25 protein-coding genes are annotated in these 25177 nt (G+C 71.6%); 14 read left to right on the plus strand and 11 right to left on the minus strand.

All coding sequences use genetic code 11. The annotated features are described in order from the left end of the window. The first annotated feature begins 6 nt into the window (after nucleotides 1-6). A complete protein-coding gene (locus ACYU96_RS10795) occupies nucleotides 7-534 on the plus strand; it encodes a PH domain-containing protein (protein ID WP_460752849.1) in 528 nt (175 codons plus the stop codon). Here ACYU96_RS10795 and ACYU96_RS10800 read toward each other — a convergent pair. Then, a complete protein-coding gene (locus tag ACYU96_RS10800; protein WP_460752851.1) occupies nucleotides 473-2578 on the minus strand; it encodes a DEAD/DEAH box helicase in 2106 nt (701 codons plus the stop codon). The two genes, ACYU96_RS10795 and ACYU96_RS10800, sit on opposite strands and share 62 nt — an antisense overlap. A gap of 393 nt (nucleotides 2579-2971) precedes the next feature. Here ACYU96_RS10800 and ACYU96_RS10805 point away from each other — a divergent pair, with 393 nt between their 5' ends. The 8 genes from ACYU96_RS10805 (at nucleotide 2972) to ACYU96_RS10840 (ending at nucleotide 8752) form a co-directional block, all read left to right on the plus strand. Continuing rightward, a complete protein-coding gene (locus ACYU96_RS10805; protein ID WP_460752854.1) occupies nucleotides 2972-3544 on the plus strand; it encodes a CDP-alcohol phosphatidyltransferase family protein in 573 nt (190 codons plus the stop codon). A 59-nt stretch (nucleotides 3545-3603) separates the two neighbouring features. Then, entirely contained in the window at nucleotides 3604-4500 is an 897-nt protein-coding gene (locus ACYU96_RS10810) for a DUF881 domain-containing protein (protein WP_460752857.1), read from the plus strand. Further along, on the plus strand, nucleotides 4497-4829 hold the full coding sequence (locus ACYU96_RS10815) for a small basic family protein (RefSeq protein WP_460752860.1): 333 nt from the start codon (nucleotides 4497-4499) through the stop codon (nucleotides 4827-4829). Before ACYU96_RS10810 ends, ACYU96_RS10815 begins: the two co-directional genes overlap by 4 nt. Before the next feature lie 3 nt (nucleotides 4830-4832). Next, nucleotides 4833-6137: a DUF881 domain-containing protein gene (locus ACYU96_RS10820; RefSeq protein ID WP_460752862.1), complete on the plus strand. Its 1305-nt coding sequence runs from the start codon at nucleotides 4833-4835 to the stop codon at nucleotides 6135-6137. Between the two features lie 132 nt (nucleotides 6138-6269). Next, nucleotides 6270-6761 (plus strand): FHA domain-containing protein, encoded by a 492-nt coding sequence (locus ACYU96_RS10825; RefSeq protein WP_460752865.1) that lies wholly within the window; start codon nucleotides 6270-6272, stop codon nucleotides 6759-6761. Beyond that, nucleotides 6758-7519 (plus strand): transcriptional regulator FtsR, encoded by a 762-nt coding sequence (gene ftsR, locus ACYU96_RS10830; protein WP_460752867.1) that lies wholly within the window; start codon nucleotides 6758-6760, stop codon nucleotides 7517-7519. The genes ACYU96_RS10825 and ftsR overlap by 4 nt, the downstream gene beginning before the upstream one ends. Before the next feature lie 39 nt (nucleotides 7520-7558). Then, complete coding sequence (locus ACYU96_RS10835) at nucleotides 7559-8041, plus strand: bifunctional nuclease family protein (protein WP_460754577.1); 483 nt, start codon at nucleotides 7559-7561, stop codon at nucleotides 8039-8041. A 75-nt stretch (nucleotides 8042-8116) separates the two neighbouring features. Further along, on the plus strand, nucleotides 8117-8752 hold the full coding sequence (locus ACYU96_RS10840) for a MerR family transcriptional regulator (RefSeq protein ID WP_460752870.1): 636 nt from the start codon (nucleotides 8117-8119) through the stop codon (nucleotides 8750-8752). A gap of 8 nt (nucleotides 8753-8760) precedes the next feature. Here ACYU96_RS10840 and ACYU96_RS10845 read toward each other — a convergent pair whose 3' ends face one another. The 7 genes from ACYU96_RS10845 to ACYU96_RS10875 all read right to left on the minus strand — a co-directional run bounded on the left by ACYU96_RS10845 (nucleotide 8761) and on the right by ACYU96_RS10875 (nucleotide 17426). Then, complete coding sequence (locus ACYU96_RS10845) at nucleotides 8761-10041, minus strand: phospholipase D-like domain-containing protein (RefSeq protein ID WP_460752873.1); 1281 nt, start codon at nucleotides 10039-10041, stop codon at nucleotides 8761-8763. 95 nt (nucleotides 10042-10136) lie between these two features. Next, a complete protein-coding gene (locus ACYU96_RS10850; RefSeq protein WP_460752876.1) occupies nucleotides 10137-11165 on the minus strand; it encodes a tyrosine-type recombinase/integrase in 1029 nt (342 codons plus the stop codon). Nucleotides 11166-11716: 551 nt separating this feature from the next. Continuing rightward, nucleotides 11717-12772, minus strand: coding sequence for a proline racemase family protein (locus tag ACYU96_RS10855; RefSeq protein WP_460752879.1), 1056 nt, complete (start codon nucleotides 12770-12772; stop codon nucleotides 11717-11719). Further along, on the minus strand, nucleotides 12759-13871 hold the full coding sequence (locus tag ACYU96_RS10860) for an alcohol dehydrogenase family protein (protein WP_460752881.1): 1113 nt from the start codon (nucleotides 13869-13871) through the stop codon (nucleotides 12759-12761). The genes ACYU96_RS10855 and ACYU96_RS10860 overlap by 14 nt, the downstream gene beginning before the upstream one ends. Before the next feature lie 46 nt (nucleotides 13872-13917). Further along, entirely contained in the window at nucleotides 13918-16326 is a 2409-nt protein-coding gene (locus ACYU96_RS10865; RefSeq protein WP_460752884.1) for an ATP-binding cassette domain-containing protein, read from the minus strand. A 178-nt stretch (nucleotides 16327-16504) separates the two neighbouring features. Next, nucleotides 16505-16915, minus strand: a complete 411-nt coding sequence (locus ACYU96_RS10870) for a VOC family protein (protein ID WP_460752887.1) — start codon at nucleotides 16913-16915, stop codon at nucleotides 16505-16507. Nucleotides 16916-16925: 10 nt separating this feature from the next. Continuing rightward, entirely contained in the window at nucleotides 16926-17426 is a 501-nt protein-coding gene (locus ACYU96_RS10875) for a helix-turn-helix transcriptional regulator (protein ID WP_460752890.1), read from the minus strand. 279 nt (nucleotides 17427-17705) lie between these two features. On the opposite strand from ACYU96_RS10875, the gene ACYU96_RS10880 reads away from it, so the two are divergent. The 3 genes from ACYU96_RS10880 to ACYU96_RS10890 are packed head-to-tail and all read left to right on the plus strand — an operon-like array spanning nucleotide 17706 to nucleotide 20239. After that, complete coding sequence (locus ACYU96_RS10880) at nucleotides 17706-18365, plus strand: ABC transporter permease (RefSeq protein ID WP_460752893.1); 660 nt, start codon at nucleotides 17706-17708, stop codon at nucleotides 18363-18365. Between the two features lie 21 nt (nucleotides 18366-18386). Next, nucleotides 18387-19412 carry an ABC transporter ATP-binding protein gene (locus ACYU96_RS10885; protein ID WP_460752896.1) on the plus strand — a complete coding sequence of 342 codons (1026 nt, stop codon included), beginning with the start codon at nucleotides 18387-18389 and terminating at the stop codon, nucleotides 19410-19412. Next, entirely contained in the window at nucleotides 19409-20239 is an 831-nt protein-coding gene (locus tag ACYU96_RS10890) for an ABC transporter permease (RefSeq protein ID WP_460752899.1), read from the plus strand. Before ACYU96_RS10885 ends, ACYU96_RS10890 begins: the two co-directional genes overlap by 4 nt. 87 nt (nucleotides 20240-20326) lie before the next feature. Here the strand turns inward: ACYU96_RS10890 and ACYU96_RS10895 are convergent, their stop codons facing one another. Continuing rightward, the gene (locus tag ACYU96_RS10895; protein WP_460752902.1) at nucleotides 20327-21274 is read right to left on the minus strand and encodes a glycine betaine ABC transporter substrate-binding protein; all 948 of its coding nucleotides are present in this window, start codon (nucleotides 21272-21274) and stop codon (nucleotides 20327-20329) included. 449 nt (nucleotides 21275-21723) lie between these two features. Here ACYU96_RS10895 and ACYU96_RS10900 point away from each other — a divergent pair, with 449 nt between their 5' ends. Beyond that, nucleotides 21724-21930 (plus strand): hypothetical protein, encoded by a 207-nt coding sequence (locus ACYU96_RS10900; RefSeq protein WP_460752905.1) that lies wholly within the window; start codon nucleotides 21724-21726, stop codon nucleotides 21928-21930. 51 nt (nucleotides 21931-21981) lie between these two features. On the opposite strand, the gene ACYU96_RS10905 is transcribed toward ACYU96_RS10900, so the two are convergent. Next, nucleotides 21982-22359 (minus strand): hypothetical protein, encoded by a 378-nt coding sequence (locus ACYU96_RS10905; RefSeq protein WP_460752908.1) that lies wholly within the window; start codon nucleotides 22357-22359, stop codon nucleotides 21982-21984. A 328-nt stretch (nucleotides 22360-22687) separates the two neighbouring features. Between ACYU96_RS10905 and ACYU96_RS10910 the strand changes: the two genes are divergently transcribed. Next, a complete protein-coding gene (locus tag ACYU96_RS10910; RefSeq protein WP_460752911.1) occupies nucleotides 22688-23848 on the plus strand; it encodes a hypothetical protein in 1161 nt (386 codons plus the stop codon). 4 nt (nucleotides 23849-23852) lie between these two features. Here the strand turns inward: ACYU96_RS10910 and ACYU96_RS10915 are convergent, their stop codons facing one another. Next, nucleotides 23853-25169: a hypothetical protein gene (locus ACYU96_RS10915; RefSeq protein ID WP_460752914.1), complete on the minus strand. Its 1317-nt coding sequence runs from the start codon at nucleotides 25167-25169 to the stop codon at nucleotides 23853-23855. Nucleotides 25170-25177 lie beyond the last annotated feature (8 nt).

Consider the following 25177-nt stretch of genomic DNA (forward strand, 5'->3'; position numbering starts at 1 on the left):
GTCGCGGTGAGCACCCCCGCGCACGACGACGGCGGCCGGGGCGACGGCGGCCCGGCCGGGCCGCCCGCCGCCCGCTATCGCACGTTCCGCGGCCGGTTCACCACGCCCACCGCCTGGTCGATGGGCGTGACCCTGGCGGTGGGCTGCGTGTTCATCGCGCTCGTGGCGACCGGGCCGGGCGCGGCCAGCGTCGTGAACCGGGTCTCGATCATCGTGGTCGGGCTGTTCTTCGTGCTGCTCACGCTCCGGTTCGCCGCGGTGCGTGCCGAACCGGACCCGGACGGACTGACGGTCGTGAACTACGCACGGCGACGACGGCTCGACTGGGCCGAGATCGTCGCCGTGCGGTTCGGGTCAGGCGACCCGTGGGTGCACCTGGACCTCGCCGACGGGACCGTGCTCGCCGTCATGGCCGTCCAGCGGGCCGACGGCGAGCACGGGATGGCCGAGGCGCGGCGCCTCGTGACGCTGATCAGCGAGCACGGTGAGGCCGCGGACCCCGATCTCCCCGGCCGCCACCCTCGCGGCGGTTGAAGCTGCCGCTGCGGCGGTCGTCGTCGAACCGCTCGCGGCGGGCGGGGGCGCCCCGGTCCACCTGGATGCGCAGCGGACGGCCCGCGACACGGGCACGGCCGAGCCGGTCCATGGTCGGCTCGTCGAGCGACGCCGAGATGTCGACCAGCGAGAACGACCCGAAGATGTCGATCTTGCCGACGTCGGACCCGGTCAGGCCGCCCTCGTTGGTGAGCGCGCCCACGATGCCGCCCGGGTTGACCCCGTGCGTGTGGCCCACGGCGACGCGGTAGCGGGTGCCCGACCGGCCCTGGTCCCGGCCGCGGCCGCCACCCCGGTGACCGGTGCGGTCCCCGGACCGGTCGTGCCGCTCCCCGTCGCGCGTGGCGCGCCGGTTCGCGGCGGCCTTGGCCTGCGCCTGCTCGCGCTCGTACTCCTCCTGCTCGGCACGCAGCCGGGGGCCGTCGTCGCCGACCGCCATCGCCGCGAGCGCCGCCGCGACCTGGATGAACTCGTCGTCGACGGGCACGGTGCGGGCGGGTGCCGCGTCGGTGGCCGGTGTGTCGTCGGCCGCGGGCTCGTCCGCGCCGTGGACGGCCGGTGCCGCCGCGGGCCCGGTGAGGTGGTCGCGCAGCATGCTCGCGTACAGGTCGAGACGGCCGGCCTCGCGGCGGTCCGGGACCTTCTTCAGGAGAGTGGCGAACTTGTGCGCGGACACGTCGCGGGGGGAGGGGATGTCCGCCTCCTCCAGGCGGGTGCGGACGGTGCGCTCGATGCGGCGCAGCAGGCCGCGCTCCTGCGGGGTGACGAACGTGAGGGCCTCGCCGCTGCGGCCGGCACGGCCGGTGCGGCCGATGCGGTGCACGTAGGCCTCGGGCTCGCGGGGCAGGTCGAAGTTGACGACGAGGCCGATGCGGTCGACGTCCAGGCCTCGGGCGGCGACGTCGGTCGCGACCAGCACGTCCAGGGCGCCGGAGCGGAGCCGCTCGACGATCTTCTCGCGCTCCTTCTGCGCGACGTCGCCGGAGATGGTGGCGGCGGAGATGCCGCGCTCGAGGAGCGCGGAGCCCACGTCCTCGGCGGAACCGCGGGTGCGGGTGAACACGATCGCGGCGTCGGCGTCGGACGTGGCCAGGACGCGCACGAGCGAGCCGGTCTTGTGCCGGAAGGGGACGACGGCGTAGGTCTGGCGCACGGACGTCACGGTGGAGGACTGCCGGGTGACGGCGATCTCGACCGGGTCGTTCAGGTGCTGGTCGGCGACCTTGCGGATCGCGGGCGGCATGGTCGCGGAGAACAGGGCGACCTGACGCTCGCGGGGCGCGGTGGAGAAGATCTTCTCGACGTCCTCGGCGAAGCCCATGCGGAGCATCTCGTCGGCCTCGTCCAGGACGAGGAACTTCACGTCGTCGAGCACGAGCGAGCCGCGCTCCATGTGGTCCATGACGCGGCCGGGGGTGCCGACCACGACGTGCACGCCGTCGCGCAGGGCGCGCTGCTGGGGCATGTAGGGGGCGCCGCCGTACACCGGCAGGACGCGCATGCCGGGCAGGTGGGTGGCGAAGGACTCGATGGCGTCGGCGACCTGCATGGCCAGCTCGCGGGTGGGGGCCAGCACGAGCGCCTGCACGCGCCCGCGGGTGACGTCGGCGTCGGGGGCGACGGCGGCCAGCAGCGGCAGGCCGAACGCGGCGGTCTTGCCGGTGCCGGTCTGTGCGACGCCGGTGATGTCGCGGCCCTCCAGCAGGGGCGGGATGGCGGCGGCCTGGATGTCCGACGGGGTCGTGAAGCCCAGGTCGTGCGTGGCGGCCAGGAGCGCGGCCGGGAGGGGGAGCGTGTCGAACCGCGGCTGCGGCTCGGCGTCGGGGGCGACGGCGGTGCCGTCGGCCGCAGGACTCTCCGTGGCCGGAGCCTCGGTGGCCGGAGCGGGCGCGGCGAGGGCCGCGGGCGGGGTGGTCGTGCCTGTCGGGACCGCGTCGGACGACGGCTCCTCAGGAAGGTCCGCCTCGGAGGCAGGAAGGTTCGCCTCGGAGGACGCAGGCGTGGTCAGGGCAGCAGCGGGCATAGAAAGAGCAACCGTTCGTCGTCGAGAGGGAGTCCGGACCTCTGGGCACCACGGGCGCCCGGCCCCGGTCGCTCGCTCGGCGAACACACACTCGCTCCGGCTCGAAACTGCCGACACGCGCAGAAAGGCGACCAACTCCAGGGGGGATCAGGCACCATCCTACGTGCCGAGCCCCGGGCCAGGCCAGACGGCCGGGGGGTGACGTGCGGCACCACATGCCGGGACGGGACGCGCCCGGAATACCTGTGCGGATCCGCACCACCGGGCCCGTAGTATGACAAGGACTGCAAATTTCTTGCTGATGCTCCTCGGGTTCCGCTCCGGGCGCGTGGCTCGTGCCCGCACCTCGCAGCATCTCGCCGCATCAGAATCGACGGGCGTGAGGCGGTGCAAGTGTCCACGGGACAGGAGATGAGCTCCCGGGTCCTGACGGTCCCCAATGCCATCAGCATGGTACGGCTGGCGCTCGTCCCCGTCTTCGCGGTGCTGATCGGCGCGCACGAGGACATGTGGGCGCTGGCCGTCCTGGCGATATCGGGCTTCACCGACTGGCTCGACGGCGTGCTGGCCAGGTCCCTGCACCAGATCACCCGGCTCGGGCAGATCCTCGACCCGCTTGCCGACCGCCTCTTCATCTTCGTCACCTTGCTCGGCCTCGCGTGGCGCGAGATCGTGCCGCTCTGGCTGGTCGCCGCGATCGTCGCCCGCGACCTCATGCTCGCCCTGACCGTGCCCGTGCTCGCCCGCCTCGGCTACGGCACCCTGAACGTCAGCCAGGTCGGCAAGGTCGCGACCTTCGCCCTCCTGTACGCGTTCCCGCTGCTCCTGCTCGCCGAGGCCGGCGGCGCCCTCGGGACGGTCGCGCACGTCGCCGGCTGGGCGTTCACCGGCTGGGGGGTCGCCCTGTACTGGCTCGCCGGCCTGCAGTACGTGCTGCAGGTGCGCCGGCTGGCGGTGCACGGGTGAACGCGTCGCCCGGGCCCCGTCGTCGTCCCGACGCGTCGATGACCCTCCTCAACGAGGTCATGAGACGCCCCCTCGACCCAGGCTACGCCGCCGCCGCGAAGCGCCGCGCCGAACGCGCCGCGGCGGGGAAGAGCACCGAGCCGCGCATCCCGGGGATCGTCGTGGCCATGCTCGTGGCCGTCGGGCTCGGCCTTGTCGTCGCCGTGTCGGTCACGCACCTGCGTGCGCCCGCACCCGCCGTCGCCCAGGCCCGCACCGTGCTCACCGACCAGCTCACCGAGCGCAGCATGCAGCTCGAAGAGCTCACCGAGCAGTCGGTGGCGCTCGCCGGCCAGGTCGAGGACCTGGAACGGGCCGGCACCCTGCCCAGCTCCCTGCGGGAGGCCAACGACCTCGACAAGCTCGCCAACGGCACCACCGCGGTCACGGGGCCCGGCCTCGCCGTCACCCTGACCGACGGCGGCCTCGCGGGCGACGACCCGGCCGAGGGCAACGAGCAGCGCGTCTACGACCGGGACCTGCAGTTCGTCGTGAACGCGCTGTGGGCCTCGGGAGCGGAGGCGATCGCCATCGACGGGCAGCGGCTCACCGCCGTGAGCGCGATCCGCGACGCCGGGGACGCGGTGCTCGTCGACCTGCAGCCCCTGAACGGGCCGTCCTACCGCGTCGAGGCGATCGGGGACTCCGAGCACCTCGAGGTCGAGTTCGCCCGGACCAGCGGGCCCGCGTTCCTCCAGGTACTCGCCTCCCAGGGGATCGAGTCGTCCGTCGATCCGGCCGACGAGCTGAGGCTGCCCGCCGGCCGGCCGCAGACGCTGCGCTGGGCCGCCACGCCGAAGCAGGAGCAGGAACGGGAGCAGGAGCAGCAGCCGAGCGGGACCCCAGGCACCGAGCAGAACGACAGCACCGAGCAGAACGACACAGCGCAGAACGACACAGCGGAGGACGGAGCATGATCCCAGTCATCGGCCTCGTGGTCGGCGTCATCGCCGGCCTCATCCTGCAGCCCACCGTGCCGGTGGTGCTGCAGCCCTACCTGCCGATCGCCGTCGTCGCCGCGCTCGACGCCCTGGCCGGCGGCCTGCGGGCCGCGCTCGAGGGGATGTTCGACGACAAGGTCTTCCTCACCTCGTTCCTCTTCAACATCCTCATCGCCGCGTTCATCGTGTTCCTCGGCGACCAGCTGGGCGTCGGCTCACAGCTGTCCACCGCCGTCATCGTCGTGCTCGGCATCCGGATCTTCTCCAACGCCGCGTCCATCCGACGCGCGGTGTTCAAGGCATAGGGCATGAACGACCAGCACCACGACCACGACGCGGGCGACGACGCCCGGGACGACCAGCCCGACGAGGCGGCGACGGAGCATGCGGCCGCGGAGGAGACCACAATCCCGGAGGAGACGGTCGCCCCGGAGGAGACGGTCCCCCCGGGAGAGAGGGCCGCCCCGGAGGAGACCGCTGCCGTCCCGGAGGGCGCCGCTGCGGTGCCGTCCGCGGCTTCGGCGGACGCCGCCGCAGCGGGTGAGTCTGAGGGAGGCACCCGGACGGACCGGGCTGCCGAGGACGACGTCCCCGAGTCGCTGCCCGCACCGGCCACGGCCCCGGACCCGTCACCGGACGAGGAGGCCGACCCCGCCCCGGACGACGAGGGGACGGATGCCGACGAGGCCGTGCCGGCGTCCGCGCCCCAGGCGGGTCCCGCCGCCGAGACCATGCTCGCTCCTGCCGCGGACGAACCCGGCACCGGAGACGACGCCGCTGACGACGCCGCTCCTGTCACCGAGGACGAGGCACCGCACGGACCGGCCGATCCGGATCCCGGGACGACGCCGGACGGGAACGAACCGCGGGCCGCCGCCGAGCCCGCCGCCGTCGGCGGACGCCGTCGGCTCTGGCACCTGTTCGCACCCCGCAACCGTCGTGCCGAGTACATCACCGCCGCGCTGTGCGTCGCGTTCGGGTTCGCGCTCGCCGTCCAGGTGGCGCAGTCGACGGGAGACCAGCTCGCCTCCCTGCGACAGGACGAGCTCGTGCGCCTGCTCGACGAGGTCACCCAGCGCGGCGAGCAGCTCGACGACGAGGTGGCGAACCTCACCGAGACGCGTGACGACCTGCTCTCGGCCGACGGTCAGGACCGCGCCGCGCGCGAGGCGGCCGAGCAGCGCGCCGAGTACGAGGGGATCCTGTCGGGCCGTCTGCCCGCCGAGGGCCCTGGCGTCACCGTCGAGATCCAGGCCGAGCCCGGCACCGTCTCCGCGGCCAACATGTTCAACATGCTCGAGGAGCTGCGCAACGCCGGCGTCGAGGCGCAGCAGGTCAACGACGTGCGGGTCGTCACCAGCAGCCACTTCGAGGAGACCGTCGACGACGCCTCACGCATCCTCCTGGACGGCAACCTGCTCGAGGCGCCGTACACGTGGGTCGCCATCGGTGACCCCGAGACGGTCGACCGTGCGCTCGAGATCCCAGGCGGCGCCCTGCCCACGCTGCGCGACGTCGGAGCGACGGTGGAGGTCACCCGACGGGACCACGTCACCATCGACGCGACCCGCACGCCGGACGACCCGGAGCATGCCGACGCGGGCGAAGAGTAGCCGACCCCGGCCGGTGCCATGTAAGTTGGTTCGGACCGGGCTACCCCGTGAACCCGCACGTGACAGCACCCGTGCCGCCGCCCGGCGTCACCTGGCGAGACCTTCGAACCCATCCCACACCGAGGAGACCCGATGACCGACCCCAGCGGCCAGCCTCATCCGGGCCCCGACCCCCTGACCACCACGGCCAACATCGGCCGCGTCGTCTTCCCGACCGGGGACGAGGCCTCGGCGGCGGGACGGACCGCGCTCAGCCCGGAGGAGGCGGCGGCAGTCGCCGCGCTGCCCCGTCAGTCCGCGCTGCTCGTCGTGCAGCGGGGACCGGGCTTCGGTGCCCGCTTCCTCCTGGACACCGACCGCTGCGTGGCCGGGCGCAGCGAACAGGCGGACATCTTCCTCGACGACGTCACGGTCTCCCGCAAGCACGCTGAGTTCGTGCGCCACGGCGAGTCGTTCACCGTGCGCGACATCGGGTCGCTGAACGGGACGTACGTCAACCGGGAACGGATCGACGGCGCCACCCTCTCCACGGGCGACGAGGTGCAGATCGGCAAGTTCCGGCTCACCTTCCACGCCAGCCCGCAGGCGACGCCGCAGGCCGGCCCGGGGGTGCCGCAGCAGTGACCTCCGGGGCCGCCCGCCGGGCCGCGAACGACCCGCGACCTGCCGAGCGAGCCACCTCATCGGGTACCGAGACCGAGCCGTGGCCGCGGGGCATCTCGCGCCAGGCCACGATGCGCATCAGCGACGTGCTGCGCGCGCTCGCGCCCGAGTTCGGCGACGTGTCGCACTCCAAGCTGCGCTTCCTCGAGGAGCAGGGGCTGATCCGGCCGGTGCGCACGCCGTCGGGCTACCGGCAGTACAGCCAGGCCGACATCGAACGGCTGCGCTACGTCCTGACCGAGCAGCGCGACTCCTACCTGCCCCTCAAGGTCATCAAGGAACGCCTCGCCGCGATGGACGCGGGCGACGACGAGGCTCGTCCTGCCCCGCGGCTCGCACCCGAGGAGCCGTCGGCGCGCCGGCGCTGGACGCGCGAGCAGGTCGCCGAGGCGGCCGGCGCGCCGCCCGAGCTCGTCGACGACCTGGTGCAGGTCGGGGCCGTCGAGCAGACGTCCGGAGGGCAGCTGCAGGCCGGGTCGGTCGAGGTCGTCCGCATCGCGGTCGCGCTGGCCGAGCACGGTATCGAGCCGCGCCACCTGCGCGCGCCACGCAGCGCCGCGGACCGGCAGGTGGCCTTGGCCGACCAGGTGGTGGCGCCGTGGCGCGGCCGCCAGGCCTCCAGCGCGCACGGTCACGCCGCCGCGATGGCCGCCGAGATCGGCGAGCTCCTCGCACGACTGCACACGGTCTGGGTGCGCCAGGGTGTGGCGGATCTCTGACGCGCGTCATACCGTGAAACGGTGACGTCCGACGTGCCGATGGTCCCCGTGGAGATCCTCGGTGTCCGCCAGCAGCAGCGCGATCAGGAGATCGTCGTCCTGCTGCTGGACACCGCTGCGGATCTCGCGGTCCCGATCGTCATCGGGCCGCGGGAGGCGAGTGCCATCGCGATGGCGCAGGCCGGGCTGTCCACACCCCGCCCCATGACGCACGACCTGCTCCGCGACGTGCTCGCGGCGGTCGGCGTCGGGCTGGAGCGGGTCGAGATCGTCGCCCTGGAGGGCGGCATCTACTTCGCCGAGCTGATCCTCGACACCGGGGTACGGCTCGACTCGCGCGCGTCCGACGCGATCGCGCTCGCCGTGCGCACCGGCAGCCCCGTGCTGTGCTCCGCCGAGATCGTGGCGCTGGCCGGCGTCGAGATCGTGGACGTGGAGCAGCGCGAGGAGATGGAGAAGTTCCGTGCCTTCCTGGACCACGTCAGCCCGGAGGACTTCTCCGGTCCACCACCGGGCCAGTGAGCCACACCACCGACGACTGGGCGACACGCCGAGCCGCTTGGCGGCCCGAACCGGTCCGGCAGCCCTAGCGTGGTCATGACACTTCCAGGAGGCACAGTGAACACCCATGGTGAGGTCAGAGCTGCCGGCGCACCGATCCCGCACGGCGCTCAGGGTCTCCTCTTCGGCGAGGACCTGACCGAGCGGGACGCGACGACCGGCTACCGCGGCACCACGGCGTGCAGCGTCGCCGGGATCACGTACCGCCAGCTCGACTACTGGGCACGCACCGGCCTGGTCGAGCCGAGCATCAAGCCGGCCACCGGCTCGGGCACGCACCGGTTGTACAGCTTCCGCGACATCCTCGTGCTCAAGGTCGTCAAGCGGCTGCTCGACACGGGGGTCTCCCTCCAGCAGATCCGCACCGCGGTCACCCACCTGCGCGAGCGCGGCGTCGAGGACCTCGCGCAGATCACCCTGATGTCCGACGGCGCGTCCGTGTACGAGTGCATGTCCGCGGACGAGGTCGTGGATCTTGTGCAGGGGGGCCAAGGAGTGTTCGGCATCGCCGTCGGCCGGGTGTGGCGCGAGATCGAGGGGACGCTGTCCGAGCTCCCCACGGAGTCGTTCGGGCCCGTCGCCGGGCAGGGCGACGACGACGGTCTCACCGGCAGCGACGACGAGTTCACGCGCCGCCGCCGCGAGCGCGACAAGACCCGCAACGCGGGCTGAGAGCCAAGCTAGAGCAGGGGTCGCAGCGGGGAGATGAGAGCCTCCCCGACCTTCGCGAGCCGCGAGCGCCGTGACCACTGGTCGAGGGTGAGCTCGCGGGCGTTGGTGAGGTCGAGGCGGAACACGTCCTCCATGCGGGCGGCGAGCGGGGCGTCGACGATCTCGAGGTTGACCTCGTAGTTGCCGGTGAGGCTGAGGCGGTCGATGTTGGCGGTCCCGATGGTGGTCCAGCGGCCGTCGATGGTGGCGGTCTTGGCGTGCACCATGGCGTCCTGGTACAGGAAGATGCGCACGCCGCCGCGCAGCAGCGACGTGTACTGGCCGCGGGCCAGCCAGTCGGCGACGACGTGGTTGGAACGGTGGGGGACCAGGACGCGGACGTCGACGCCGCGGGCGGAGGCGGCCAGCAGGGCGTCGTGGATGTCGTGGTCGGGGATGAAGTAGGCCTGCGTGATGTAGACGTGGTCGGTGGCGCGGTCGATGGCGTCGAGGTAGAGCCCGCGGATGGGGAACACGAGCTCGGACGGCGCGTTGCGGGCAGCCTTGAGGTGGGGCAGCCAGCTCACGGAGCCGACGTCGGTCAGCAGCGGCAGGCGGCCGGTGCGGTGCCGGTTCCAGAAGTCGACGAACGCGTTGCGCAGCTCCCAGACGGCGGGGCCCTCGAGGCGGATGTGGGTGTCGCGCCACTGGGTGGCGTACATGGAGCCGATGTTGTAGCCGCCGACGTACCCGATCCGGTCGTCGACGACGAGGATCTTGCGGTGGTCGCGTCCGGACTTGCGGATGTTGAGGGCGGCCATGCCCGGGCGGAGCACGGGGAAGCTCAGCAGGTGCACGTCGCCCGGGAAGCGGAAGAAGCTCGGGGGCACCACGAGGTTCGCGAAGCCGTCCACGATGACGTAGACCTTGACGCCACGGGCGGAGGCATCGATGAGAGCCTGCTTGAAGTGCTGCCCTACCTGGTCGTTCTTCCAGATGTAGGTCTCGAGCATGACGGTGTGCTCGGCGGCGCGGATGGCTTCCAGCATGGAGTCGTACAGGTCGGCGCCGTACGTGTAGAGGGTGGTGGCGGTCTCGTCGACGTACTCGGTGAGCGGCTTCTCCGTCGGGAAGGTCGCCGTGAGCGGGTGCATGCGGCGGCGGATCGCGTCCGTGACGGTCAGCGCGGCGGCGAGCGTCACGGGTGCGGCGGCGGCGGCGAGCCCGGCACGCAGCGCGAACCTCCGCGCCCGGCGGAGGAGGTCGGGCGCGATGTCGATGGTCAGTCCGGGGATGTTGCGTGACGGCACAGGCTCACGTTACCGGCAGGTGGGGAATGTCGCGGCACAACGGGGCGCGTGGGGACCGTGCAGCCGGGCTCCGGGCGGTGGTCGCAGGGTGCGGGTCAGGGTGAGTCCTGGGTGAGCGGGTGCGCGCGCACCGCGGCGGCGAGCTCGCCGTCGATCCGGTCGAGGTAGACGCCCGTGGTCGCTATCGACGCGTGGCCGAGGAGCTCGGCGACGACCTTGACGTCCCAGCCCTCGGCGACCAGCAGGGTCGCGGTGGTGTGGCGCAGCGCGTGCGGGGTGGCCTCGCGGCGCGTGCGGGAGGGCATGCGGTCGACGGCGCGGCGCAGCAGGCCGCGGATCGCCTGGGTGTCCACGCGCCGGCCGCGCCAGGACAGCAGGAGGGCGCGCTGGGCGTCGGTGTCGTCGGGGCGGCGGGCGGCGAGGCCGGGCCGGAGGGTGGTCAGGTACTCGTCCAGCGCGGCGGCGAGCGGCGGGCTGAGCGCGACGGTGCGGGTGCTGCCGCCCTTGCCGCGGATCCGCCAGACGGTGTGGTCGTCCCCGCGGGTGAGGTCGGTCACGTCGGCGCGCGCCAGCTCGGAGACTCGCGGGCCGACGACCAGCAGGAGCGCGAGGACGAGCCGGTCGCGGGCGGCGAGGTTCTGGTCGGTGCGCGCCGGGGCGGCGGCGTCGGCCGTGAGCAGGGACCGGGCCGCGCCGGCGGACAGCGCGGTGCGGGCGGAGCGCAGCGGTGCGCGGTTCTTGGCCGGGGGAGAGGCCCACTGCATGGGGTCGGCCTGGACCCAGCACTCGCGGGCCGCGTGGGTGAAGAACCGTGAGACGGACTGGCGGAACCGGTTGACGGTCGCGGTGGAGCGGCCGGGGCCGGGCTTGACGCCGGGGTCGGTGAACCGGGCGTCGGGTGCGGACTGGTAGCGCACCAGGAGGGCGTCCACGTCGGAGCCGCTGATGTCGTCGAGCACCGTGGCGGGGCCGGCCAGCCGTGCGAACTCGCGCACGTCGCGCGAGTAGCTGCGGGCGGTGGCGGGGGAGAGGACCTCCCGGACGGCGTCGACCTCGACGACGGCCAGGTATCGGGCCGCCGCTTCCGAGACGGTGATGCGTTCCAGACGTGGTGGTGCAACCATGCAGGTCAGAGTATGTGGAGACACTGACATCCGACGGGCGGGGCAGTGAATCGGGTGCCTGTCGGACCGGGTGCCGGAGATGATGTCCGAGAAGAGTGGCAAGACCGTTGTGTTGCGCTATACACCGTTGTATACCGTCAGAGGCCGGGAGGGGCGGTGCGGGGCGCCGGGCGGGAGCTCGCGAGCGCCGGTGTGAACCCGGCGGCACCGTCGTGCGCCGTCGGCGTGCGTGCGACCTTCCCGCGGCATGCCTGCGGCAGCCGTCCGTGGATCGTCGAGACGATCTGCCGACGCCCGCAGACTGATCCCGGGGCTGCCGACCGGAGCCCGGAGCGACACCGGCGTCCGGACAGTTGACGGCGCGTCGCGCTGCGCTGCGGGTGCGCGACGCGCCGGGGCCGAAGGGGAGGTCGTGGACGATCTCGCCACCCTCCTCGCCGCCGAAATGACATAATGTGCATTATCGGTTCACGTGATCCAGCGAAGCGTGGCCTGGCCGGACGGGCCGCCGGAGCGGCCGGTCGCGCGCCGTTCCGGAGCGGCCGCCACCCTCAGCCCGGGACCGACAGGACGTGCTCCAGGTCGGACTCGTCCACCAGCGGGTCGTCCAGGTCGACGGTGATGCGTGAGTGCGCCATCAGGCGTGCCGAGCCGGTGATCGTGGAGTGCAGCGCCGGGTAGTCGCCGACCCGCGCGTCCTCCAGGACCGTGCCGACGAACCGGCTGCCGCGCGGCGAGATCGTCTCCAGCGAGTCGCCCTCGCCGATCTGACCGTGCCGGGCCATCAGCGCGAGCCGGGCCGACGTCCCGGTCCCGGTCGGGCTGCGGCAGATCACGCCGGGGTGCACGTAGGTGGCCGACGGCGACTCGTACCGCACGTGGCCGTCGTCGGTGCGGCCGGTCTCCTGGACCGGCCCCCGGAAGTGAGCGAACGGCAGCGGGCCGACGTCGCCCAACTCCGGGTGCTCCTGGCGCAGGCCGGGCCGGGCGGCGCGGACGAAGGCGTCACCGAACGCGGCCAGCGCGATCTGCTCCTCGGACCCGAGGGTGAACCCGTGCCGTGCCGCGTCGATCAGCGCGTAGTAGGCGCCGCTCCACACGAGGTCGAACCGCACCTCGCCGTAGTGCGGCACATCGACGCTCAGGTCCTGGTCGGCCACGTACGCGGGCTCGCCCTGCGTGGTGATCGACACGACCCGCCCGTCCGTGACGCGCGCGACGATCCGCGCCAGCCCGGCGGGCGACTCCAGCACCACGTTCTGCAGGCCCTCCCGCATCGGGATCGCGCCGCTCTGCAGGAGCGCCGTGGCGGTGCAGATCGTGTTGGACCCGGAGTACAGCGGGTACCCCATCGCCTCCATGATGATGTAGCCGGCCTGTGCCTCGGGGTGCGACGGCTCCACGATCAGGTCCACCGACATCGCCGGGTCGCCGTACGGCTCGGACAGCAGCAGCCGCCGCAGCCCGTCGCCGTCGTGCTGCAGGTAGCGGGCCTTGGCCAGCACCGTGGCGCCCGGCAGCGGCTCGACGCCCGAGGTCACGATCCGGCTGACGTCTCCCCCGGACTGCGTGTCCAGCAGCTCCAGGGTCCGTTCACGATGCCGCATGCTGCGCTCCCACGGTGTTCCAGTGCCGGTCCGGCACGACGACGAGCTTGCCGATGTAGGTCTTGCTCACGAAGGTGCGCTGCGCCTCGTGGAAGTCCGACAGCCGGAACGTGCGGTCCAGCAGCGGCCGGATCTTCCCGTCCTCGATGTAGCGCACCAGCCGGCGGAACGCGGTGCGCGTCCCCTGCGACGACCCGTGCAGCTCGAGCTGCTTGAGGTACATGGTGCGCAGGTCCAGGTCGACCACCGGCCCTCCGATCGCGCCGGCCGTCGTGTAGCGGCCCTCAGGCCGCAGGATACGGAGCAGGTCGTTGAACATCGGCCCCGCGACCAGGTCGGCGACGACGTCCACGGGGCCGTCCACCATGTCCCCGACCGCGCCGACCAGGTCGGGCGCGTCGCGCCGCACGACGTCCTCGGCACCGATCCTCCGGAGCGCGTCCTCCTTGCCGGCACTGGAGACGGCGTACGGGACCGCACCGCGCACCCGTGCCAGCTGGACGATCGCCGAACCGACGCCGCCCGACGCTCCGGTCACCAGCACCCGCTCCCCCGCGCCCAGCCGCGCCCGGTCGAGCATCTGCTCGGCCGTCAGGTAGGCGCAGCAGAACGTGGCCAGCTCGGCGTCGCCGATATCGGCGGTGATCTCGTAGGCGTTCTCGGCCGGCACGGTGACGTACTCCGCGTAGCCCCCGTCGCGCCCGTGCCCGATGTAGTCGATGTCGGCGAGGCTGTCGTCGCCCTCGGGGCGGTTGTAGATGCTGAAGTCCACCATCACCCGCTCCCCGATCCGTTCCGCCGGGACGCCCGGGCCGACCCCCACGACCTCGCCGACCGTGTCCGTGCCCTGGATGCGCGGGAACGTCAGCGTGGAGCGGCCCCGCCGCCACGTGGAGACCGCCCCGGAGTCGGTCTCGGACCCGTAGGCGCCCTCGCGGACCCACACGTCGGTGTTGTTCATGCCGCAGGCGTGGACGTCGATCAGCACCTCGCCGGGCGCCGGCTCGGGCGTCGGGACGTCGTCACTGTAGACAAGCTGGTCGAGGCCCCCGTGACCGTGGAGCCGCACCGCTTTCATCACCCCTGGGATCGGCGTCATGACGCGAGCATAGGGGCTGATCCTGACACGGGCGCACCGGCGCGGGTCACGTCCCCACGTACTCCGCCAGGTGCTCCCCCGTCAGCGTCGAGCCGTCCCGCACCAGGTCCGCCGGCGTCCCCGAGAACACCACGCGCCCGCCGTCGTGCCCGGCGCCCGGTCCCAGGTCGATGATCCAGTCCGCGTGCGCCATGACCGCCTGGTGGTGCTCGATGACGATCACCGACTTCCCGGAGTCGACCAGCCGGTCCAGCAGCCGCAGCAGGTTCTCGACGTCGGCCAGGTGCAGGCCGGTCGTCGGCTCGTCCAGGACGTAGACGCCACCCTCGTCACCCATGTGCATCGCGAGCTTGAGCCGCTGGCGCTCCCCGCCGGACAGCGTGTTGAGCGGCTGCCCGAGCTTCAGGTAGCCGAGCCCGACGTCCCGCAGGTGCCCGAGGATCTTGCGTGCGGCGGGCACCTTGGACTCGGGCTCCCCGAAGTACTCGTACGCCGTGGCGACCGACAGGTCCAGCACCTCGGCGATGTTCAGCCCGCCCATCCGGTGCTCCAGCACCGCGGCCTGGAACCGCTTGCCGCCGCAGTCCTCGCAGGGCGTGGCCACGGTCTCCATGAAGCCGAGCTCCGTGAAGATCATGCCGTTGCCCTTGCAGGTGGGGCAGGCACCCTCGGAGTTCGCGCTGAACAGCGCCGGCTTGACGCCGTTCGCCTTGGCGAACGCCTTGCGGATCGGCTCCAGCATCCCGGTGTAGGTGGCGGGGTTGGAGCGGCGCGACCCCTTGATCGCGCCCTGGTCGACGACCACGACGCCCTCGCGCCCGCCCAGGTTGCCGTGGATGAGCGAGCTCTTGCCGGAGCCGGCCACCCCCGTGATGACGGCCAGCACGCCGGTCGGCACGTCGACGTCCACGCCACGCAGGTTGTTCTGGTCCGCGCCGCGGATCTCCAGCGCGCCGTCCGGCTCGCGCACGGACTCCTTGAGCTCGGCCCGGTACCCGAGGTGCTGCCCGGTGAGCGTGTCGGCGGCCTTCAGCCCGTCGACGGTCCCCTCGTAGCAGACGGTGCCGCCCTCGGACCCGGCGCGCGGGCCGAGGTCCACGACGTGGTCCGCGATCGCTATCGCCTCCGGCTTGTGCTCGACGACGAGCACCGTGTTGCCCTTGTCCCGCAGGTCCACCAGCAGGTTGTTCATCCGCTGGATGTCGTGCGGGTGCAGGCCGATCGTCGGCTCGTCGAACACGTAGGTGACGTCCGTGAGCGCCGACCCGAGGTGCCGGATCATCTTGGTGCGCTGAGCCTCTCCCCCGGACAGCGTGCCGGCGGGCCGGTCCAGCGACAGGTAGCCCAGCCCGATGTCGGTGAAGGCGTCGAACAGGTGCAGCAGGCCCCCGATCAGCGGCGCGACGCCCGGGTCGGAGACGGTGCGCGCCCACTGCGCGGCGTCCGTGATCTGCAGGGCACAGACCTCGGCGATGTTCCTGCCCTGGATCTTCGCGGACCGGGCGGACTCGTTGAGCCGCGACCCGCCGCACGCCTGGCACGGCCCGAACACGGCCGCGGCCTCGACGAACCGCCGGATGTGCGGCTGCAGCGACTCGACGTCCTTGCTGAACATCGACTCCCGGATCTTGGGGATGAGGCCCTGGTAGGTCATGTTCATCCCGAGGGCCTTGATCTTGGTCTTCTCCTTGTGCAGGAAGTCCGCGCGCTCCTGGGCCGTGTAGTCCTTGATCGCCTTGTCCGGGTCCACGAACCCGGACTCCGCGTATCCCTTCACCATCCACCCGTCCGCGGTGTAGCCGGGCACCAGGATCGCTCCGTCGTTCAGCGACCTGGACTCGTCCACGATCACGGACAGGTCGAGGTCCGAGACGCTGCCCCGTCCCTCGCACTCCGGGCACATGCCGCCCAGGTACACCTGCTTGCGCACGATGGCCTTGGAGACCGTGCCACCGGACTTCTCGGTGCTCATCACCCCGCTCGCCGTCGACGTCGGGATGTTGAAGGAGAACGCCGGCGGCGGCCCCACGTACGGCTCCCCGATCCGGCTGAACAGGCTGCGCAGCATCGCGTTGGCGTCCGTCACCGTCCCCACCGTCGAGCGCACGTTCGCGCCCAGGCGCTCCTGGTCCACCAGGATCGCCGTCGTGATCCCGGCGAGGTGGTCGACGTCGGGCCGCGGCAGGGACGGCATGAACCCCTGCACGAACGTCGAGTACGTCTCGTCGATCAGCCGCCGCGACTCCGCGGCGATCGTGCCGAACACCAGCGAGCTCTTGCCCGAGCCCGACACCCCGGTGAACACCGTGAGCCGGCGCTTCGGGATGTCGACGTCGACGGCCCGCAGGTTGTTCTCCCGCGCGCCCCGGACCCGGATCAGGTCGTGGTCGTCGGCCGGGCGGGGCGACGCCGGAGCGCCGCCCGCGCTCGGCACGGCGGACTCGGTCCTGTTCATGCTGACGTTCATGGTCTCGCTCTCCACGGCGCGGCTCCCGACTCTTGCGATGCTTCCCGCACCGTACTGCCGGACGCTGACACGACCCGCGTCAGGGTCCCGCCGACCACTCCTGGCCTGGTGCGTCGTGCGCTTCTACGCCATTGCCCGGTCGTCTCGTGCGACCGGTCGTGGCGGGTCACCTCACCTCGTTGAAGCGGACGTGGTTGCCCGCCGGGTCGCGGAACGCGCAGTCCCGGATGCCGTACGGCTGGTCGACCGGCTCCTGGACGACCTCGGCGCCCGCCGCCTGGATCCTGTCGAACGTGCCGTCGAGGTCGGTGGTGGCCAGCACGAGCGTCGCGTAGGTGCCCTTGGCCATCATCTCGGCGATGGTCCGGCGCTCGTCGTCGGTGATGCCGGGGTCCGCCGCGGGCGGCGTCAGCACCACGGAGGTGCCGGAACCGGCCGGCGCGACGGTGATCCAGCGCATCGCGCCGCCGCCGACGTCGTTGCGGACCTCGAAGCCCAGGACGTCACGGTAGAACGCGAGCGACGCCTCCGGGTCGGTGTGCGGCAGGAACGAGTGGTGAATCGTGATGGTGTCCATGCCGACGACGCTAGGCGCGGGCGGACGACGGCGCTTCTTGATTCCTGACCGGCTCGCCGGGCTGCCCGCCGGGCCTGCGACCGGCACCGTTCCGCACGGGCCGCGTCACCTGCTTCGCGATGCACGGCGGCATCCCCGCCGTGTCCTGGGCCCCGTCGGTCCGGTACACGCTCGGCGGCACGCCGACCAGCTCCGTGAACCGCGTGCTGAACGTTCCCAGCGACGAGCAGCCCACCGCGAAGCACACCTCCGTCACGCTCAGGTCTCCCCGCCGCAGCAGCGCCATCGCCCGCTCGATCCGCCGCGTCATCAGGTACGAGTACGGCGACTCCCCGTACGCCCGCCGGAACTCCCGGCTGAGGTGGCCCGCTGACAGGTGCGCCCCGCGCGCCAGGGCCTCCACGTCGAGCGGCTCCGCGTACTCCCGGTCGATCCGGTCCCGCACCCGGCGCAGCCGCACGAGGGTCCGCAGACGCTCGGCGTCGGCTTCGGCGTCGGTGGTGGTGGTCATGGTCCGATGGTCGCGGCCCGGGGCCCGGCAGTCCAGCCGGACCGTCCGGGCCCGGCCGTCCCCGTGCCCCGGCCGACGACGGTCGGTGGGAGGACGATGCCGGCGGGTGCGACGCACGATCTCGGGACGCACGATCTTGGCGCGCCGAATGGTCTCAGATGTGTCACGGCGACGTCATGTTGCAGTGTCGTTGCCACCCTTTTACATTCCGCGTGTCAGGCTTGTGTATGGTGACGACCCCAAAAGGGCCGATTGGCGGCATCCTTGTGGAAGGTACGCGTGGACGGACTCAAAAGTTGGTGGGAATACGTCGTCAAGCACGGTGACGACGTCCTGGAAGCCACCCTCGAACATGCTCAGATGACCGTGACCGTCGTGGTCCTCGCGACCGTGTTCTCCGTGGCGCTGGGGATCTACGTACAGTCACGACCTACTCAGAAGGCCATCGCGCTGGCGGTCTCGGGAATCTTCCTGACGATCCCGGCGCTCGCGCTCTTCGCGCTCTTCATCCCGCTGGTCGGGCCGGGAGACAGCCCGGCGATGATGGCACTGTTCCTCTATGCGATTCTGCCGATCCTGCGCAACACCGTCACCGGCCTCGACGAGGTGAGCCCGGCGGTGGTCGAGTCGGCCCGCGGCATGGGGATGAGCCCCGCACAGCAGCTCCTGCGCGTCCGGCTCCCCCTGGCGTGGCCGCTGATCATGACCGGCGTACGGATCTCGACGCTGCTGACCGTGGGCATCGCGGCGATCGCGATCCTCGTGGGCGGCGGCGGTCTCGGGACCTTCATCCAGGGCGGCCTGACGCGGCTCGGGCTTCCGAACAGCGTGGAGTCCGTCTGGGTCGGGACGATTTTCACCGTCGTCCTCGGCCTGGTGCTCGACGTCCTGCTGTCGCTCGTCCAGCGCTTGACCAGCTCCCGCGGCCTGCGGGCCTGAACGCGAAGGTAAGGAACTCTCATGGCAGTCGAACCGAAGATCCGACTCGACCACGTGGGCAAGATCTACCCGGGGACCAGCACCCCGGCGGTCGCGGAGCTCACTCTCGACATCGAACCCGGGGAGATCCTCGTCCTGGTGGGTCCGTCGGGCTGTGGCAAGAGCACCACGCTCCGCCTGATCAACCGGATGATCGAGCCCACGAGCGGCCGCATCTACCTGGACGGCGAGGACGTCACCGACGTGAACCCGGACCAGCTGCGCCGGCAGATCGGGTACGTGATCCAGCAGATCGGGCTGTTCCCGCACCAGACCATCGCGGAGAACGTGGCCACGGTCCCGAAGATGCTCAAGTGGGACAAGAAGAAGATCGCCGCCCGCGTCGACGAGCTGCTCGACATGGTCGGGCTCGACCCCCACGTGTACGGCGGCCGCTACCCCAAGGAGCTGTCGGGCGGGCAGGCGCAGCGGGTGGGCGTCGCCCGGGCCCTCGGCGCGGACCCGTCGATCATGCTGATGGACGAGCCGTTCGGCGCCATCGACCCGATCACTCGCGAGAGCCTGCAGAACGAGTTCCTCCGCCTGCAGGAGGAGCTGAAGAAGACCATCGTCTTCGTCACGCACGACATCGACGAGGCCATCAAGATGGGCGACCGGATCGCGATCCTCGGCAAGGAGAGCGTCGTCCACCAGGCCGACACCCCCGAGCGGATCCTCGCCTACCCGGTCGACGACTTCGTGCGCAGCTTCATCGGCGCCGGCACCGCGATGAAGGGGCTCACGTTCGAGCGCGTCGGCGACCTCGACCTCGCCCCGTTCGACGACGGCAGCACGAACGGCGACGACCTGACGGGCACGATCACCACGGACTCGACCCTCTACGAGGCCCTGGAGGAGATGCTGCGTACGGCCGACGGCAAGGCCCTGGTGGTGGACGGTGCCGGGACGCCGGCGGGCGTGGTGGAACTGAGCCACCTGAGCGACGCCCTGCGCGTCGCCCAGGACGAGGCGAAGAAGCACTACGACGAGCTCGAGGCCGCGTCATGACGGACGTTGCCCCGGCCGTCGCGAAGCTGCCCGACCCGGCCGGCACGCGGCCGGCCCCGATCGTGCGGGACGGTACCCGCGCCACCCGGCTCTGGCACCGGTACTCGCTCACCGTGGCACCTCTGCTCATCGTGGCGCTGGCGACCACCCTCTGGTTCTACTACCAGAGCCTCGGCATCGGCGACACGGCGCTGACGCAGGTCTCCTCCGCGCTGGACTGGGACACGAAGCTGCGGCCGCAGCTGACCCAGCAGCTGGAGATCGCGTTCTGGTCCACCCTGTTCGTGATCGCGACAGCGGTGCCGCTGGGCATCCTCCTGACCCGCCCGGGGGTGCGCCGGATCGGCCCCGCGGTGCTGACGGTCGCGAACGCCGGGCAGGCGCTGCCCGCGTACGGTCTGCTGGTCATCTTCCTGGCGATGATGGGCCAGGGCGGCCGCACCGTGATCGCCGCCCTGGTGGTCTACGCGATCCTGCCGGTGCTGCGGAACACGATGGTGGGCCTCGACAGCGTGGACCGCAACACGCTGGAGGCGGGCCGCGGGATGGGGATGACGCGGCGGCAGACCTTGCTGCGGATCGAGCTGCCGCTCGCGGTGCCGGTGATCGTGGCGGGCATCCGGACCGCGATGATCATCAACATCGGTATGGCCACGCTCGCGTTCCTCATCGGCGGCGGCGGGCTCGGGATCACCATCAACTCCGGGCTGAAGCTCAACCAGGACGACGTGCTGATCGTCGGTGCCGTGCTGGTCGCGCTCGTCGCGCTGACGTTCGACTGGCTCGGCGCGCTGGCCGAGAAGTTCCTTCACCCGCGAGGCCTCTGAGGGCCCGCATTCCCCTGCTCACGAGTCAGGCCCCCGCCCGGACGTTCCGGGCGGGGGCCTGACCGGTCAGGACCTGGGCGCAGCGCCTCAGGCCAGGCCCTGCTCCTCGAGGTACTCGGCCGCGACGTCCTCGACGGTCTCGCCCTCGACGTCGACCAGGCCGTTCAGCTCGGCCATCTTCGCCTCGTCGAGCGGGCTGAAGATGCCGTCGATGAGCTCGTCGTAGACCTCGGCGTTCTCCTCGTACACGTCGTTGTCGAAGGTGTAGGAGGCGTTGTAGAGGATCATGACGCCCGGGTCCTCGACCAGCTCGAGGTTGAGCGCCTCGATGCGGCCGTCGGTGGTGAAGACCTCGCCGAAGTCGCAGTTGTTGTCCGCGGTCTCCGTGTAGATCAGGCCGGTGTCGAGGATCTGGATCTGCGACTGGGGCACCTCGTAGCCGGTGGCCTCCTCGAACAGGACGAGCCCGTCGGGCCGGTCCGGGAACTCGGTCTCCATGCAGACCACGGCGTCCGGGTTGGCCTCGAGGTAGTCGGCCATCGACTGGAAGTCGAAGCCGCCCTCCTCGGCAGCCAGGTCGCCGTTGGCGGCGAAGCCGTAGGTGTCGTTGAACGGCGTGCTGCCGGCCCACAGGATGTTGTTCTTCTCGATGTCCTCGTCAGCGGTCATCTGGAAGAGCTCTTCCGGGTCGCTGCTCGGGTCGTCGTGCCCGAGGTGCACCGTCCAGCCGGTGCCGTTGTACTCGGGGTAGACGTCGATCTCCCCGGCCAGCAGCGCATCGCGCGCGACCGAGGTACCGCCGAGGTTGGTCTGCGGGGTGACGTCGGCACCCTCTGCCTGCAGGGCCTGGACGAACAGCTCCCCGAGCAGGATGTTCTCGGTAAAGTCCTTTGACCCGACCGTGATGCTGACGTCGCTGAGGCGGCCGTCGCCTCCGCCGGACGAGTCGTCACCGCCGCACGCCGTGAGTGTCAGACTGGCCCCGAGGCCGACGACGAGGCCGGCCGCGACGTTGAGCTTTCCGCGGGTTCGCATGGGCTTACTCCCTGGTCGGTTTCAGTGGTGCCTTTTGCGGGGAATTTGCCCCGCTTGAGGCGCGCCAACCGTAACCATGCAATGTTGCGCAGCAGCAACACAGCACGCGGATAGCGGCCCAATCGAGACGACACCGAAACATCAGTGACGCCACCGGCCGCCCGATCGCGCCGCGGCAGGCGTGCAGCGAACCCGCGCCCGTCGCCGTCGAGCCCGTGCACGATCGCCGGAACGGCGCGGTTCCGGGGCCCGCAGCGGGTGTCTGGGCGGCGGATTGCCCCGGGTCCCAAACATTGCCCGATTCGCTCGGCGCATCGTGATGGGACCGTGACCGCGTGACAGCAACGGTCTGCCGGGTCTCGTGCGTCTATGGAAGAGAGGCGTTCGGCAGGGAACGCATCGAGACGCCGTCGTCGGGCAGAGGCGACGGCAGCAAGGGGGTACGAGCCATGAGCAACATCACCATCGGTCGCGGGGACCTCTCCGGCCCAGGGCTCGGGTCGGGGCCCGGACCGGGGGACGACCGCTACACCGCGCCCCGCGAGATCAGCTGGTGGATCCCGCTGCTGACGTCCGCCGCCGCGCTCCTGGCGCTCGTGGTCCTCGGGAGCTGGGTGTTCGGCCGGGTGGTCACGACCGCGATCGGCGCCCTGTGAGGTGTCGCTCCGTGCACCGCGTCGCGTCGCCGGCGCGGTGCACGGACCGGCTCACGGACCAGTCCATGCGGCGTAGTAGTCGGTGCCGACGGTCCATGCCGCGACGGCGAACGCCGCGAGCATCCCGAACGCGACGATCAGGTTGATCACGGGGTAGTGCCGGTCGTCGGCAGCCCGGACCGCGGGCTCGAGGGCGAGCGCGGCGCCTCCGAGGACCAGCACCAGGGCCACGAACCAGATCGGGAACGTGAGCTCCCCGGTGCTCGTGATGTCCGCGACGGCCTCCGACCACCACTCGAGCCAGCTGGGCACGTCGCCGGTGAGGCCCGCACCGGAGGCCTGTGCCTCGGCGAGCCAGAGTGCCGCGTACGGGATCCCCAGACCGAGCGCCGCCAGCGCGCGCCAGTCGATGACCGTCAGCTTCGCCATGCCCGACCTCGCCTTCCGCGTCTCGCTCCCCGACGACGGCGAACCCGTGCGCGCCGTCGGTCGCGATTCCTTGTCCAACTTGTGACAATCCGCAAACCATTGTGCATTCACGCAGGCCAGGGCGCTACCAGTGACCGCGATCCGGGCGTGTCCGGGACACTTCGCCCCCGGGTAGCAGCGCTTTCACCGGCGATTCAACTTTCGGACTATTTGTGCTGGTGGCACGCTATGCCCGACGGCGACGCGCGGGCGGCACCACGCCCCCCTCAGGCGGCCCACGCGGCACGGCCGTCGACCCCAGGCAGCGCGGCAAGGGAGCTACGAGACGATGACACTGGCCAGGTCGGACATCGGCAAGCCCGCGTACGCCGTCCTCGGCATCACCACCACCGGGCTCGACCTGGAACGAGACACCGTCAGCGAGCTGTCCGTGCTCCGGCTCGACGAGCGCGGCGGGCTCGTCGACGAGTGGGACAGCATCCTGGACGACGGCACCTTCGCCGACCAGGGCACCCGCCTGCGCAACCTGCTGAACCAGATGGCCGTCGTCACGCACAACGGGCGCCTCGGCGTCGAGATGCTGCGCCGCATCCTGGGGCGCGCCGGATGGGACGTCCCCGCGATCGCGCAGGTCACCACCCAGGAAGCCAGCTTCACCTACCTGCCCCGGCTGGGCCGCCGCCGGCTCGCGGACTGCTGCACGGCGGCCGGCGTCACCGGCCCGGACGACACCGGACGCGGAGAGGCGCGCGCCACCGCCGAGCTCCTCGTGCGGTTCATCGCCGGTGTCGCCGGCGTCGCCCCCGTCCCCGAGCTCACCAGCGTCACGCTCCGGGCCTGGGTGTACCCGTGGCCCGAGCGACAGACCCGCGCCGCCGCCCAGCGCCAGCGCCGACGGGAGACCCCGCCCGCCGCCCCGGTGATCACCTTCGAGCACCTGAACGCCCGCCAGCTCGCCGACGGCGCCGTCGGCACGTTCGGCCACGAGCACGCCTACCTGTCCCTCCTTGCCGACGCGCTCGGCCACGGGCACATCCCGGAGCCCCCGGGCGGGAGCCGCAACGGGCGGAGGAGCACGAACGGCGCGGGGAGCGCGGCGACCCTCCGGACGCTCGGCGAGGTCGCCGCCCTCCTGCACGTGCCCGACCTCGCGCGGGTGCACCGGCTCTTCATCAACGCCCTGATCGCCCAGGCGATCGGGGAAGACCGCTACGCCCAGGAGGAACGGCGGGAGCTGTTCCGGCTCGCCACGGTGCTCGGGGTGCCGTGGTCGGTGGTGCTGGAACCCATCGTGGAGGCCACGCCGCTCGACTTCCCGAAGGTCGTGGACAACGCCGGCAGCAGCGACCGCCCGGCCGCCGCCACCGGCGCGGGCCCGAAGGCGATCCGCGCCTGGGCGGCGAACAACGGCTACGTCATCGAACCCGAGGAGAAGATCCCCTGGAACGTCGTCCGCGCGTTCGAGGAGGCCCGGGAGGAGCAGAACTGACGGCTCAGGCCCGGGTTCCCTCCCGCGCGGCGCCTCCGCGCAGGCGCGTCAACAGGCCAGGCTCGGCGCGCAGCGCACGAACCAGGGCGTCGAGGGCAGCGTCCAGCGGTACGGATGGTTCCCCAGGGAGCGTCGACAGATCGGCCAACCCCGTCTCCCGCCAGCACGGCGCCCGGCCTGTGGATCCGTCCAACCTGCTGGAGGCAACCCCTTCGCTCGAACCGGGACGAGAAGGGGCCTCCAGATCGAGCGGGGCGAAGTCGATGGTCTGCGTCCACAGGCGCTCCTCCTTGAGTAGCCCGTGGATCATCCCCTTGCGGGAGAAGTCCCGCGACGAGACGGTCAACGCGGACACGCTGAAGAACTCCGGTTTGGCACCACGGTCCAGCCAGCGCCCGTAGCCGATGACGGCCGTGGCCGCGACGGCTGCCCGCGGGATCGTGGTCTCCTCACTCAGCTCACGTTCGGCCCCCTCGCCGACAAACTCCTGCAACGTCGAGCCGGGGGTGAGGTCTCTGGGCTCCAGGGCCCCGGACCCTGACGGCGCGAGCCGACCCGAGCTTGCCTGCGACCTGGTCGATTGCAGCGTGACCACCAGATGGTCGTCCGTGGTGACCGCTAGTGTCGATGTCCCGATCGAGTTGTTGAGGTGGCTCGATTCCAGAGGGCGGAAGTTGCCCCCTTCGTCGAACAGGAACTCCTCGCGAAACCCGAACGGGCCGTCCGGGGAGGTGATGTCCCACTTCGTGAGCTCGTTGGAGCACAGGAGAGAGAAGAAGTCGCTCGCCTGGACGACGGCGGGTCGTTCCCGGTCCAGCCACGTCGCGTCGATGTTGGTGGCGAGACGCACGTTCTGCCCGTTGAACGGCCACTGGCCCTGCCCGCTACGCGCCATCACGTACCGAGAGATCCCCGCGAGACGCTCCGGCAGGTCGAACACGTCGGGAGCCATCTCCGCGCGCACCGGGGTTTCCGGGAGCCGCCGGTCGAGCGCAGGGTCGATGGCGATCGTTCCCTCCCGCGACCGGATGAGTACCGGAAGCCCCGGCACCGACGGATCACCGTCGAACTGCAACGGCAAGGATCGCGGCGCCATCACCCAGCGTGACCAGCGACGCCCCAGGACTGTCGTCTCCCGCAGGACGACCGCGAGGCTGATACCCGCGGTCGCGACAGCGAGAGTGGCATAGAGCCACACCGGCAGGCGCGGCAACGCCACCACCAGCCCGAGCAGGAACCCGAGCAAACCGAGCACGTACTGCAGCTCGGCCTGCAACAGGAACCGAAGACGGTCGGAGATGCTTCGGACTACGGCGCGCACGATGCTCC

Source organism: Myceligenerans cantabricum (assembly GCF_054777735.1).